We start from the raw sequence: 13,103 nt of genomic DNA, 5'->3' as shown, positions 1-13,103 counted from the left end.
GGCTGTTTTGGTAAGTACAGCAAAGGAAACGAGTGACTTATGCCCTATTTCAAACCTTTTAAAATGATTATTCTTGGCTTCGATGGCGTTCTCGGTAGTGTACTTTCTGGTGCATTAGACTTGTTTTCATTCACAGGAGTCAGCTGGCAACGCTTTTCAAATGAATCTGTAGAACCACGATTTAATGTACAGATAGCAAGCTTGGGTGGCGGCGATATCAGATGCAGTAATCGGTTAATCATGCAGGCCCACTGCGATATTCGAGACGTGACAGAGTGCGACTTATTGCTTGTGCCAACCATTGGAGATTCTATTGATAAAGTGTTGAAGCAAAACAGTGAGCTACTGCCACACTTAGTACGGCTTGCGAATACCAAGGCAGATATAGCAAGTAATTGTAGTGGGGCATTTTTTTTGGCAAAGGCAGGATTGTTAGATCATAAGATAGCCACCACGCACTGGGGCTATGCCAATAAGTTTAAGGCAGACTTTCCATTGGTGGACTTACAAGAAAATCAGTTTGTGACCCATTCCAGAAGCGAGTTCACCAATCAATCAGGCAATATATTCTGTGCGGCAGGCGGTAGTGCTTTTTATGATTTGGGGTTACTGTTGATTGAGCGGTACTGCGGGCGCGAGATTTCTACCCAAGTGGCAAAAACCCAGATCATCGATAGCAAACGAGGCAGTCAAAATAGCTACACCAATGTGACCTTGCATAAACCACATTCAGACCACGTAATCAAACAAGTACAAGAATATATCGAAGAAAACTTTCGGCAGCCATTACAAGTTAGCAGTCTGGCTGCCATGGTAAATATTACCCCGCGGACTTTGAATAGGCGCTTTCAATCCTGTGTGGCAATGCGGCCGATTGAGTATATTCAGGCTGTCAGAATTGAACAAGCCAAACGCTTACTTGAGCTGGGCGATGTATCAATAAAGTCACTTGCCGATCAAGTAGGTTATGATGATATTTCCTCATTTACGCGTCTATTTAAACGCGCGACAGAGCTGACGCCTAAAGAGTATCAAGATAAGTTTTCACGGTTGGCTATTTAGTCATGACAGTGAATAGCAGTTAAGAATTAGTACTGAGCGTTTAAGCAGTTTGCCATAACCTTGCTGCTTGAATAGCATCAGCCTTGATGGTTGGGTAATCGGTAAATGATAACTGGTAGCCACCATTTGCATTAGGTCGAAGCTGGCAAGTTGCTCCCAGCGGAAAGCTGTATTTTTTGCCGATATGACCGAAAGGCATACCACTATAAATGGGCAACCCTGTTAATTCATGTAATTGGCGAATGACTGTGGCAGCATCGTAACGTTTATCGTAGCTATCCTCGCCCGTACCAGACAACGCTCCAAACACAATCGCTTGTTGGTTTTTAAAGACACCTGCGAGATATAAGTCGTACAACATACGCTCAATACGATACGCCTGCTCGCCGACATCTTCTAGAAACACAATACCGCCATTGATGCGCGGTAAATACTCACTGCCTGCCAGCGCTGATACGACACTTAAGTTGCCACCCCACATCGTACCAGTTAATGGTTTCGGCTCACCCTTTGTCAGTATGGCAGGTAGCTGCTGACTGGTTAGCGAAGCATCTTGTATGCTGATAGTTAGATTGGGATTGGTTAATGCTTCGATGAATTGCTGACAGCTGACTTGATCAGGCGCGGTTTTGCCAAACTCGCTATAGAGCATTGGCGCGGCAAGTGAGCTCATTGACCCTTTTGCCAATAGCGCACATTGGATAGCCGTCACATCGCTAAAGCCTGCGAGTATCGTTCCACGCTCCTTCATAATCCGTCCTAGCGTCGCCCAGTCCACCATCGGCAATATTCGCATGGCACCGTAACCACCGCGCACACCTAGTAGCAGCTTTGGTGCAGCTATTGACCCAGTGGCGAGGTTTTGAAAATCACTAGCACGCTGTGAGTCTGTTCCCGCAAAGCGTAAATACTGACGATTGGTAATAGTAGAATTCTCTACTTTAAACCCAGCACAAGCCACCCGATCTAATGCCAATTGGTTGCGGTCCTGACTACCACCCACGTTAGAGCTGGCAAAAAGTCGTGTCTCAATAGTAGGTTTGATACAACTTGACTGCGTCAGTGATTCCTGTGACGATTGACTCTCTAACAACGAAGTTGGCAGATCATCCTTAGTCAGTTGCGAGCTATTACCAGACTCAACAGGACTGGCCGCAAACGCTTGAGAAACACCTTGGCTCGCTAACACTGCAGTACCTGCACTTACGCCGATTTGACGTAAAAACTGCCGACGGTTTAGCCCAGATATTGTTTTAGTTGCGTGATTGTCTTTATCGTCATCCCATGACTGAGTCTTAATACCCATATCTTACTGCTACCTTATCGCTTTTATTTTTATGATTTATTTGCTTAAAACTTGTAGCAACATATTGTAGACGCTTTTTCAGCGTTGATGGTTGCCTAATCTTTACCGATATTTACTTTTTCGCTACTGAGACACACAATGTAGGTCGACCAAATTTGTTACTGTAAATATGAATTCATCGAAAAAAATAAAGGGCAATAATTATGTTTAACAAAAAAACCGATAAAAACAAGTCACTTGACTCTAATTTGGAATACTTACTAGGCAAAGAAGACAAGCTTAAAGAGAAACTAGAGGACAGCGGCTATCTTGAGCCGTTTAGTGATGATTTAATGCTGTTTATGAGTCTCGTCAAAGACTACTACAAAGGTGACTACCGTAAGATTCCTTTCAAAACGATCTCAGCTGGCGTTATTGGTGCGATCTATGTACTAAACCCTATTGACCTCATTCCTGACTCTATTCCATTTATCGGTCATATCGATGATGCGCTCGTCCTTAAATTTTGTTTAAAGCAGGCCAGAAAAGATCTGCAAAAATACAAAGAATGGAAGCAAGAACAATCAGCTAATAAGAATAAATTAGAAGGTAAGGACGATACTGACAAGACTGATGACGATAAGATAAGTACTGATGAGGAAAGCAGCGATGAAACTGGTACTGACTTTAAGAAAGTTTCGTAAGTACTAACACTTTAGATGATAAGAAAAAGCGATTAAAAAATCGCAGTAACGAAAAAGCCACGACCTTGAATTAATGTTTCGGACGTGGCCTTTTATTTTTCATGTTTCTCTGTCGTTAAATTTCAATCAGGCACATCATAGCTCGCTTTTTCTGGATTAAGACCAAACGAGTAGACAAAGGTCGCAACGAGGCTATTGACAATAATGAAAGGCAAATCAATCACAGTATGGCCAAGTGCATAACGACCAAGTAGCCACGAGACAACCAACATGATAATAAAAAATGCACCCAAATATCCCAAAATTGCGGGGTGTTTCAAATTATAAGGCTGCTCAGGCTTAGGTTGCTTGTCTAGTATATACGTTCTTACCGCCCAACCCGCTGCGTAAGAAAACCCGCCTAGTACCACGTAACTGAAAAAATTCATATTGCTTAACTCTAATGGTATGACTATTGATAATAAAATACTGTTTATTAAAATAACGGCGATCAATAATGATATTTACAGTCCATGCTTATTTAAATACTGTCATCAACATTATCAATAATGAGGTTAGCATGTGGATTGGCTAAAATATCGGTATTCACCTCATCACATTCCACACGGTAAATAGTATTGGCACCTCGGTAAATATAAGACAAGTATTCACTGTCTAAGAGTGGATCAATATTTGCGTAGGCCGGTTTGACATGAGCCAGAACAAGTACTCGATCAGGGCGTCCAATGACCGCATCAACATTGTCTGGATCAATAGAGAAAAACTGCGGTATATCGCTATTCTCTATCACTTCTAACGGCTCTGGACTATCCCAGACACGCTTAGCAGTGACTGGCTCTTTCATCTGCATCACCCAAGTGCCGTCCTGTTGGCTGACCCTGATCTGTGCAGGCTCATCTTGACTCACCGTATAACAACCCTCAAAGACAGACAAGTCTGCTGCAACTTCGGTGTTTGCTTGGGGACTAGTATCATTACAAGCGCTTAGAAAAATCGCGCTACTAGCAGTCACACTGAGCATTAGATACGTCAGTCTCTTGTTAAATAAATTTGAGCGTAAGGACATAATAGGGTTATCCTGCAACCATGCATTAGAAACGTTTATTAAGTGTATTATTGTCAAAACACCATCAAATAGCGGATATGAAAAATACCTTGAGCATATTTGTGGTAAAGGCAACTCTTTCACTAAAAACCAAGGCATTTTCACGAACTTCGCTATTTTAACAGAAAACCAAGACGTTACTATTATGTTATAAGTTACCGTAAGTAGTTTTATGACTTTGTGCGTCACGACTGCCCATATTTATGATAGATTTGCTATACTCGCAATGCCATCATCATCGTTCGAATATCGTGAACGAGATGCTCTAATACTACCCTATGCTCACTACTTATCAGGTCAATACTCTTTTATGTCAGACAACCGTAACTCCATACCAAATACTCATAAAGACAACGTAATTGATCCATTGGCTGCTAAAATAAATACGACTGTGGCCTATACTGATGGTGCTTGCAAAGGTAATCCTGGCGCTGGCGGCTGGGGAGCTCATCTCATACTTAGTGATGGTAGCACGCAAGATTTATACGGTGGCGACAAAGAAACCACTAATAATCGTATGGAACTCATGGGCGCAATACAGGCCCTGACCCATAGCACACATGAGCAAACTCTTGAGATTTGGACCGACTCCAGCTATGTCAAAAAAGGCATTACTGAATGGATTGAGGGTTGGAAGAAAAAAGGCTGGAAAACTGCCAGCAAAAAGCCGGTCGCTAATAAAGACCTATGGCAACAATTGGATAAGCTCTGTCAACAGCGTGATGTTAGCTGGCACTGGGTTAAAGGACACGCTGGACATGCTGGTAATGAAAAAGCAGACGAACTAGCAAACCTAGGTGTCACCTCCAACAGCGGGCATTCAACTACAGTCAGTGAAGCAGACACGGCTAAAAAAAAAGACCACATAGTGACTGATATTGATACTGACGCTTTGCAAAAATCGTCGAGCGATGATTGGCTAAGTTTCGACCCATTGGGTTTAGATACAATAGAAGATGAGTTTGATGAAGAACTTTCAGAGACTGAGCCGCTAGTAGAAAATAATCAGAACACCACTGATAACCATCAAATATACGAAGAGATTTCTGTAGAACCTAGTAGTAATCAAGACAATACATACAACCCGACGAGTACCAAAGATATGCCAGACGTTCAAACGCACCTAGATGATACCGTCGACAATGATATGTTGCCAAGTATAGAGTCTGATGCACCTAAGTTCGATGGGGATACCAGCCGTGCCAACCCACATTTTAAGCCTCTACTACCTGAGCCGATACACCGCCATGAAGCAGATCGTCAGCTTATCATGGATACAGAAACCACAGGGCTTGATGCACTAAAAGGCGACCGTATCATCGAGGTCGGTATCGTGGAGCTGGTCGGGCGTAAATTTACTGGTGAAAAGCTGCACGTTTATATCAATCCGCAACGTGGTATGGATGATGAAGTCATTCGTATTCATGGTATCTCTGAAGCATTTTTGACTGACAAACCAACCTTTGATCAAGTTGCTCAGTCCTTATATGACTTTATGGATGGCGCTGAGATTATCGCTCATAACGCTACTTTTGATATGAACTTCCTAAATATGGAGTTTGCAAAAGTCGGCCTGAATGATTTTGCCAATCGAGTGCAAGTGACTGACTCATTAGCGATGGCTAAGCAGCAATATCCTGGACAAAAAAACACACTAGATGCCCTGGTACGTCGCCTAGATGTTGGTAAGCAGGACCGTACTTTTCACGGGGCACTACTTGACTCAGAGATTTTAGCCGAAGTATATCTGGCGATGACTGGTGGACAGGTCACGCTTGCCATTGAAGAAGATACCGATACCGATGGCGGACAGACCGCTCATGCAAGTTTCGCCAATTTAGCGAGTTTATTACTAGCATCAACAGCGGACGAAACTGCTGACCAAGGCTGGTATACCTCCTTATCAGAAGATTATCCTGCACTAAAAGCTAGTACATAATTATCATTTGCATTTTTATTGAACCGACATTTGTATAATTTAATATTGATTATTACTATAAAAAGCGTTAAAACATCATTGACCAATATTTTTTAAATTGAGCTTATACCTTTGCTATTCTCATCAGTACACTATGGAAAAATATTTATGGACCAGTCTGCACAAATGAAGCTAACCGCCCCAACGCTTAGTGTTACTGATTTTAACCTACCATCACTCCATTTACTGCATGATGAGGTTGTAGCAACTCTCAAAGATACTGAAATCCATCTAGGTGAGTTCAATGATGATAGTAGTCAGGCACCTTTATTGTCAGACTCTATCGAAGTACTAAAGCAGCTGTCCTGTATTTTTAAGCTAATCTCTTTGGTCGGTGCAGAAGCGTTGAATGATGCCATTGTCGATGGTTTACAGAGACTTTATGATAATGGTGATAACAACGATACTGATTTGATCATGGATCTATCAGAAGCCATCATGACCTTAGATCGTTATGTCGAGTTTGTACTATTGACTGAATCGGTAGAGCCCACTTTACTCATACCTGTAATCAACAAGCTTAATGCACATAGTCAAAAAGCTCCTGTTGAAGCAGATTATTTTGCGGCTTTTGGTCGCAGTAGTGTCATCATTGCTAATCCTGAAGGGAACTTCGAACCATTAAGCACACTCAATCTAGACACAGAGCTGCTGACCAACGCGTATCGTAGTGGGCTTGGCATTGCACTACTCAATCAAGATGGCAACATTGATTCTGCTGATCAGCAAAATTTGAATGCTATGAGTGCAGCTTGTGCGTTAATCGCTTCAAATACTGATAGCTTATTTTGGCAAGCGGCGTCTGCTGCTGTGACTGATATTGCAGCAGTATTACCACTAAACCTGAGTCAAAAACATACACTCATCTACTTAGAGCAGCAATTTCAAAGCTATTTACCAATAATGGATACCCGTTTTGCAGATTTAGTGAGCTTTGCCTGTCAACGTGATAACGAGCAAGCACAGCAATTACGTGAACAATATGCAAGTAATCATGTAGATGATGCTCAGCTTGAACAAATGAAGCGCTTTTTATTCGGTCCCAATCGCGAGCTTACCGATACATTAAATACAATTATTCAAAATCAGATCAATGCTATTAAAGAAAACGTAGACAGTTATGCGCGTGGCGATTCAATCAACCCGATTGATATGCAGACAGCACAAATTATTAAAGAATTAACTGAGCTGAGTTCAGCATTACGCCTGTTAGGTCTGTCCAATGCCGCCGATAGTCTGAGTACAGCAGCAGAAGCTGTTGATCATTGGGAGACACCTTCCCCTGAGGATTTTGATCATTTGCTACTGGCATTAATGCATGCAGAAAACGCTACTATTGCTATGGCAGAGATGCATACACCAGGAGCAATCTATCTACCCCTGAACAATCCGCATATCTCATTGCATCAGCTTAATACGGCCAATGATACACTGATACAAGAAAGCCGAACTGCTATCGCTAGTGCTGAGCAAGCAATCAATGATTATTTGGCGGAGCCTGAGCGTGACATGCTCAATATCCAAAATATCCCTAGCATGATGCGCCAAGTAGCAGGAGCGGTACGTTTCCTACAACTGCCCACACCTGCCAGCATGTTGAGTCAACTGGCTAACTACATCGAACAACGTATCGAAGGCGGACAACGTATCGAAGACAGTACATTAGCATGCATCGCTGATGTTATCATGGCGGTCGATCATCATTTGGATGGTTTTGAGAATAACCGCCCTGTTAGTAAGCAAGCACTTGACGTTGGCCAACAAAGCTTAAGCCATCTACTTGCTGCTTAACTTTCCTCATTGTCATGGTCATTACACCTTAACCATGACATCTCATTTAAATAAAGATAATTCAAAGTAATTTAGATACAAGTTAGGTGCGTGAAAGCCCTACAGCTAGCAGTCGAAATAATCCTGATAACGTATCTGATTTATATAGAATTGATGATACTTTACTCTAGATAAGTCTGTGTCTACGTCGATGCAGTCTGATTTTATAATGTTTGGAATTTTATATGGCCCATGCTTTTGTACTAAGTGATGACAGTATCTTATGCCGTCAAATGCCAGATGGTTGGTGGCCTTTACAAGTCCAACTCTCGCCCGATAATAATGATTTGAGCGAGCGAGCGTATCAGGTTGGTCATGTAGCATTGCATGAGAGCTTAGCACCCAGTCATTGGCTATCAGATAATAGTAATAACATTAACAACCATGCAGATGACACTGTTAATGGCTTTACCGCTCAAGCAACGCGCGCCATGACTTATGATTATGCAGTTGCTCATAATGTGACGCTACCAATTATTTCTGAAAGTAGTGGTAACACTTTTGTTCCTTATCGAAAACTGATGACTCATTTGCCAGTCGCCTTGTCAGATCAGATTAGCCAAGCGATACAACTATTAAGTTGGCAAGCAGATACACAGTTTTGTAGTCGCTGTGCTAGCTCTACCGTAAATGCTAACCAAGGCGAACGCGCCATGGTTTGTCCAGTATGTCGATTGCGTCAGTATCCTCGCGTACAACCATGCGTCATCACTGCTATTACTCGGCCAAATCCAGTGACGGGTGAAATGCAAATATTACTGGCTCATCATCATCGTCATGGACAGCAAAATCTACCGCCAATGTATGGTTTGATCGCAGGATTCGTAGAAGTTGGAGAGAGTCTAGAACATGCAGTAGTACGTGAAGTCGCAGAAGAGGTCAATATCAGCGTGTCAGATATCCGCTATGTGAGCAGTCAGCCATGGCCGTTCCCATCTAACTTAATGCTTGGTTTTCGTGCATCGTATGCCAGTGGCGATATTATCCTTCAAGAAGATGAGCTAGCACATGCTGACTTCTTTGATCTCTCAAATCTACCCAGAATTCCACCGAAGGGCAGTATCGCTCGCGATTTGATCGACCAGGTGGCTAAAGAGCAAAATATCAATTTATAACTGCGCTTATCTATGAATAAAGCATTAGATTATAGTGTTGTATTTTCCATCTCATCTCTTTAAAATCGCTGCTGCTATTATAAGCGTGTTACTTTGAACCTTATTTTTTAAGTAAGTAACACACTAATATAAGCAGTAAAACGCTGATAGATCACGTGTTCTTATAGACACTGTTTTATAAAGACCGCTTTCTCCATACTTTATCACTATTTATACTAATACTAACTCTTACGACTGGTATTAAGGTCCTTAATTAAATGCAAAGTAGCGCCAATATACGCTTAGTCAATCTACCTATTTTGTTTGACACATTACACATTGATACCTTGCCCGTTGACATACAGGCAAAAATTGCACGTGTGGATGCTTGTTTGCCACAGACGCAATGCGGACTATGTGAGCATCCAGATGGTTGCTTGCCGTATGCCGCTGCGATTGTATTAGATGACGAACCGTATAATAAATGTGTGCCCGGTGGTCAGCCAGTCACTGACGCAATTGCTCAAACTCTCGGTATTGATACTCAGGACACTACCTTGACGGCAGTGCCTTCACAGTGGCCAGTAGATGCTACCTCTGAACGTCCGACTGAGGTTCGTGCGGTTATCCGTGAAGATGACTGTATCGGCTGCACCAAATGCATTCCTGCTTGCCCAGTCGATGCTATCGTTGGTACTGGCAAGCATATGCATACGATTTTTACAGATTTGTGCACGGGCTGTGAGCTGTGTATTGCACCCTGCCCTGTTGATTGCATTGATTTAATCACGATTGAGCGGGAAATATCTGAGCCTGAGCGAATAGCAGAGCAAGAGGACTTAAGACAACGCTACCATACGCATCTCAAACGTGTCACAGAACAGCTTGCCGATACGAGCAATAGTAGACCTGTGGTCAGTATGGTAGAAGCTAAGCTCAATAATGCAGCAAGCCAGTCTCTAAGCATCAGTGAGTCGCAAGCAAAAAATACTATTGCAGCTGCCAAGCTCCGTACCAAAATTAAAAAACTGGAAAAGCAGCTGAGTGTTCGTGCAAACGATAAGAAACAAGCAGAGCTTGAATCCTTACAAGCAGAGCTCGAGTCATTGCAAGTAACGCAATAACGGTAATAGCTGATTATGCAATTAATGCGCTAATAAATAGATACTTTAATCGTTAGCATGAATGCTAGCGCTAGCATATAATTTAGCATCACCACCCACTAAAATAATAGTCAAAATGCCATGAGTAAAACGGTCAAAAATAAAACAGCTGATACGCCGGCCTCAAGACGATTGCCCAATCGTGACGTACGTTCATTCTTCGAAAAGCTGGCAGCGACCATTGATGAGCCGGTCACTGAATTAAGCTACAAAAGCAATTTTGAGTTATTAATTGCGGTGATTTTATCCGCACAGGCAACGGATGTGAGTGTCAACATTGCGACCCAGCAATTGTACCCAGTAGCTAACACACCTGAAGAAATACTGGCACTAGGTGAGGACGGTCTAAAATCTTATATCAAAAACATTGGTTTATATAATGCTAAAGCAAAAAACGTCATCAAAACCTGCCATGATTTGATTGAGAAATTTGATAGCACCGTTCCTGATAACCGCAAAGATTTAGAGTCACTGGCAGGTGTCGGTCGTAAAACTGCCAATGTCGTGTTAAATACTGCCTTTGGCCAGCCTACCATGGCCGTTGACACACATATCTTTCGTGTGGGTAATCGTACCGGGCTTGCCACTGGTAAAAACGTACTCATCGTCGAAAAAAAATTGGTCGAACGCATTCCCGAAGATTTCATAGTCGACGCCCATCATTATCTTATCTTACACGGCCGCTATACCTGTCAGGCTCGTACACCCAAATGCGGCGCTTGCCCTGTCTATGAAGAGTGTATGTTCAAGGATAAAGCTGCATTTCTAGAATTATAATGGCCATTGATTATTTACCGTTTAATCAATGTGTGTTTTACTTTTATAGACAGATATAATGTTGATGCTATGATTATATGGTGTGGCAAGGTGCTATAACGTCTTGTCTTTATAAAAGATATTTTTAGATAAGGGTGTCACATGCATACGATTACCGCGCTAGTGTTTGATGACTTTGAAACCTTAGATTTATTCGGACCTATTGAGATGTTTGGGAGCTTACCTGAGCATTATCGTATTCAATTTACCTCGATAGCTGGTGGCATCATCTGCAGTAAGCATGGCGTACCTATGGAAACGATTGCAGTCACAGAGTTAACGTATCAAACTGATATTATCCTAGTACCAGGCGGGTTTGGCACACGGCAGCTAGTCTACAACCCTTCCTTCTTGCAAACGCTAATAGCCCTCACACATCAAGCTGACTGGGTACTTAGTGTCTGTACTGGTAGCGCCTTGTTGGCAAAAAGCGGTGTGTTAAATGGCAAGCGTGCCACCTCTAATAAACTGGCATGGCAATGGGTGATCTCTCAGTCGAATCAAGTTGATTGGGTCAAACAAGCACGCTGGGTCATCGATGGCAAGTTTTATACTTCGTCAGGAGTTAGCGCAGGCATGGATATGGCACTTGGTTTCATCGCTGATAGACATGGCGTTGATAGAGCCCATCAAGTCGCACAACATACTGAATTTCGTTGGCAAGAAAATAGCCATGTTGATGATTTTTACCGCCCTTAATCTATCACCAGTTACCTCATAACACCATCCATTGCTAGAGTTTTACCTCGATACACGGTAAAATATGCTAATTTTTTGATTCCTGTTCATCTTTTCATTTAGATATATTTAATAATGACTGAGTTCGTACACTACAGTCCCTGCAATTAAGCGATCCCATTATGCGTGAATACAACTTATTTACCTCAGAATCTGTGAGCGAAGGTCATCCTGATAAAATGGCTGACCAAATATCAGACGCTATCCTTGATGCTATCCTACGTGAAGATCTGCATGCACGTGTGGCGTGCGAAACCTTGGTGAAAACAGGTGCAGTCATACTTGCAGGTGAAATCACCACAACCGCAAATATCGACTTAGAGCGTCTGGTTCGTGACACGGTAAATGGCATTGGCTATCACCATTCAGACCTAGGTTTTGACGGCGAGACTTGTGCAGTCATCAATATGCTAGGCAAGCAGTCTCCCGAAATCGCCCAAGGTGTCGATCGTAGCAACCCTGAAGAGCAAGGTGCAGGTGACCAAGGCTTGATGTTTGGCTATGCAAGTAATGAGACCGAAGTACTTATGCCAGCACCTATCGAATATGCCCATCGTTTGATGGAGCGTCAATCTGAGCTGCGCCGCGCAGGTGATTTGCCATGGTTACGCCCAGATGCAAAAGCACAAGTTACGCTAAAATACGATGGCAACAAACCTGTAGCGATTGATGCAGTGGTACTATCAACTCAGCATGATCCTAGTATCTCACAGGCTGATCTACAAGAAGCCGTGATGGAATCTATCATCAAACAAGTGCTACCAGCTGACTTATTGCATGCTGGCACACGCTATCATATCAACCCAACCGGTAAGTTTGTGATTGGTGGTCCTGTTGGTGATGCTGGTCTAACTGGTCGTAAAATCATTGTCGATACTTATGGCGGCATGGCACGTCATGGTGGCGGTGCATTTAGTGGTAAAGATCCTTCAAAAGTGGATCGCAGTGCTGCTTATGCGGTACGTTATGTGGCCAAAAACATCGTAGCTGCAGGTCTTGCAGATCGCTGTGAAGTACAGGTCAGCTATGCCATTGGTGTTGCTGAGCCGACCTCTATCTCTGTCAATACCTTTGGTACTAGCAAGATAAGTAACGATGAAATCATTCGTCTGATTCGTACGCATTTTGATTTGCGTCCTTACGGCATTACCCGCATGCTGAACTTACTACAACCAATGTATCAGCAGACTGCTACCTTTGGACACTTTGGTCGTCCAGGTTCAGAGACTGCCTTTACATGGGAAAAAACAGACAAAGCTGACATCTTAAAAGCAGACGCTGGTTTATAAGCATCTCTACTTTAAAACATTTACAAGCCATTTTTATAT

The 13,103-nt window shown here is 42.7% G+C and carries 12 protein-coding genes; 9 read left to right on the top strand and 3 right to left on the bottom strand.

The genetic code is table 11. The features are described from left to right. Positions 1 to 39 precede the first annotated feature (39 nt). Positions 40 to 1,062, top strand: coding sequence for a GlxA family transcriptional regulator (locus tag ACT3QQ_RS11110; RefSeq protein WP_444528076.1), 1,023 nt, complete (start codon positions 40 to 42; stop codon positions 1,060 to 1,062). Positions 1,063 to 1,102: 40 nt separating this feature from the next. Here the strand turns inward: ACT3QQ_RS11110 and ACT3QQ_RS11105 are convergent, their stop codons facing one another. Beyond that, entirely contained in the window at positions 1,103 to 2,368 is a 1,266-nt protein-coding gene (locus tag ACT3QQ_RS11105; RefSeq protein ID WP_444528075.1) for an LD-carboxypeptidase, read from the bottom strand. A 203-nt stretch (positions 2,369 to 2,571) separates the two neighbouring features. Between ACT3QQ_RS11105 and ACT3QQ_RS11100 the strand changes: the two genes are divergently transcribed. Further along, on the top strand, positions 2,572 to 3,051 hold the full coding sequence (locus ACT3QQ_RS11100; RefSeq protein WP_444528074.1) for a YkvA family protein: 480 nt from the start codon (positions 2,572 to 2,574) through the stop codon (positions 3,049 to 3,051). 122 nt (positions 3,052 to 3,173) lie between these two features. Here the strand turns inward: ACT3QQ_RS11100 and ACT3QQ_RS11095 are convergent, their stop codons facing one another. Together ACT3QQ_RS11095 and ACT3QQ_RS11090 are read right to left on the bottom strand one after the other, a co-directional pair. After that, the gene (locus tag ACT3QQ_RS11095) at positions 3,174 to 3,479 is read right to left on the bottom strand and encodes a hypothetical protein (protein ID WP_444528073.1); all 306 of its coding nucleotides are present in this window, start codon (positions 3,477 to 3,479) and stop codon (positions 3,174 to 3,176) included. A gap of 92 nt (positions 3,480 to 3,571) precedes the next feature. Then, positions 3,572 to 4,117, bottom strand: coding sequence for a hypothetical protein (locus ACT3QQ_RS11090; protein ID WP_444528072.1), 546 nt, complete (start codon positions 4,115 to 4,117; stop codon positions 3,572 to 3,574). Positions 4,118 to 4,466: 349 nt separating this feature from the next. On the opposite strand from ACT3QQ_RS11090, the gene dnaQ reads away from it, so the two are divergent. From dnaQ to metK, 7 genes are all read left to right on the top strand, one after another. Continuing rightward, the gene (dnaQ, locus tag ACT3QQ_RS11085) at positions 4,467 to 6,095 is read left to right on the top strand and encodes a DNA polymerase III subunit epsilon (protein ID WP_444528093.1); all 1,629 of its coding nucleotides are present in this window, start codon (positions 4,467 to 4,469) and stop codon (positions 6,093 to 6,095) included. A gap of 147 nt (positions 6,096 to 6,242) precedes the next feature. Then, positions 6,243 to 7,925 (top strand): hypothetical protein, encoded by a 1,683-nt coding sequence (locus ACT3QQ_RS11080; protein WP_444528071.1) that lies wholly within the window; start codon positions 6,243 to 6,245, stop codon positions 7,923 to 7,925. Positions 7,926 to 8,149: 224 nt separating this feature from the next. Beyond that, positions 8,150 to 9,079: an NAD(+) diphosphatase gene (gene nudC / locus ACT3QQ_RS11075; RefSeq protein WP_444528070.1), complete on the top strand. Its 930-nt coding sequence runs from the start codon at positions 8,150 to 8,152 to the stop codon at positions 9,077 to 9,079. Between the two features lie 257 nt (positions 9,080 to 9,336). Next, on the top strand, positions 9,337 to 10,182 hold the full coding sequence (locus ACT3QQ_RS11070; protein WP_444528069.1) for an RnfABCDGE type electron transport complex subunit B: 846 nt from the start codon (positions 9,337 to 9,339) through the stop codon (positions 10,180 to 10,182). A 120-nt stretch (positions 10,183 to 10,302) separates the two neighbouring features. Further along, positions 10,303 to 10,998 (top strand): endonuclease III, encoded by a 696-nt coding sequence (gene nth / locus ACT3QQ_RS11065; protein WP_444528068.1) that lies wholly within the window; start codon positions 10,303 to 10,305, stop codon positions 10,996 to 10,998. 141 nt (positions 10,999 to 11,139) lie between these two features. Next, a complete protein-coding gene (locus ACT3QQ_RS11060; protein WP_444528067.1) occupies positions 11,140 to 11,736 on the top strand; it encodes a DJ-1/PfpI family protein in 597 nt (198 codons plus the stop codon). Positions 11,737 to 11,897: 161 nt separating this feature from the next. Next, positions 11,898 to 13,064 (top strand): methionine adenosyltransferase, encoded by a 1,167-nt coding sequence (metK, locus tag ACT3QQ_RS11055; protein WP_444521821.1) that lies wholly within the window; start codon positions 11,898 to 11,900, stop codon positions 13,062 to 13,064. The last annotated feature ends 39 nt before the right edge of the window (positions 13,065 to 13,103 follow it).

This window comes from Psychrobacter sp. AOP7-A1-24, assembly GCF_052376235.1.
Taxonomy (GTDB): Bacteria; Pseudomonadota; Gammaproteobacteria; order Pseudomonadales; family Moraxellaceae; genus Psychrobacter.
The sequence above is the reverse complement of the archived record's forward strand: the minus strand, read 5'-3'. Positions and strand labels throughout refer to the sequence as shown.

Coding starts and splice junctions, on each gene's coding strand:
- ACT3QQ_RS11105 (WP_444528075.1), bottom strand. CDS start 2,368: ATGGGTATTAAGACTCAGTCATGGGATGACGATAAAGACAATCACGCA.
- ACT3QQ_RS11090 (WP_444528072.1), bottom strand. CDS start 4,117: ATGTCCTTACGCTCAAATTTATTTAACAAGAGACTGACGTATCTAATG.
- ACT3QQ_RS11070 (WP_444528069.1), top strand. CDS start 9,337: ATGCAAAGTAGCGCCAATATACGCTTAGTCAATCTACCTATTTTGTTT.
- ACT3QQ_RS11100 (WP_444528074.1), top strand. CDS start 2,572: ATGTTTAACAAAAAAACCGATAAAAACAAGTCACTTGACTCTAATTTG.
- ACT3QQ_RS11060 (WP_444528067.1), top strand. CDS start 11,140: ATGCATACGATTACCGCGCTAGTGTTTGATGACTTTGAAACCTTAGAT.
- ACT3QQ_RS11095 (WP_444528073.1), bottom strand. CDS start 3,479: ATGAATTTTTTCAGTTACGTGGTACTAGGCGGGTTTTCTTACGCAGCG.
- dnaQ (WP_444528093.1), top strand. CDS start 4,467: ATGTCAGACAACCGTAACTCCATACCAAATACTCATAAAGACAACGTA.
- nth (WP_444528068.1), top strand. CDS start 10,303: ATGAGTAAAACGGTCAAAAATAAAACAGCTGATACGCCGGCCTCAAGA.
- metK (WP_444521821.1), top strand. CDS start 11,898: ATGCGTGAATACAACTTATTTACCTCAGAATCTGTGAGCGAAGGTCAT.
- nudC (WP_444528070.1), top strand. CDS start 8,150: ATGGCCCATGCTTTTGTACTAAGTGATGACAGTATCTTATGCCGTCAA.
- ACT3QQ_RS11080 (WP_444528071.1), top strand. CDS start 6,243: ATGGACCAGTCTGCACAAATGAAGCTAACCGCCCCAACGCTTAGTGTT.
- ACT3QQ_RS11110 (WP_444528076.1), top strand. CDS start 40: ATGCCCTATTTCAAACCTTTTAAAATGATTATTCTTGGCTTCGATGGC.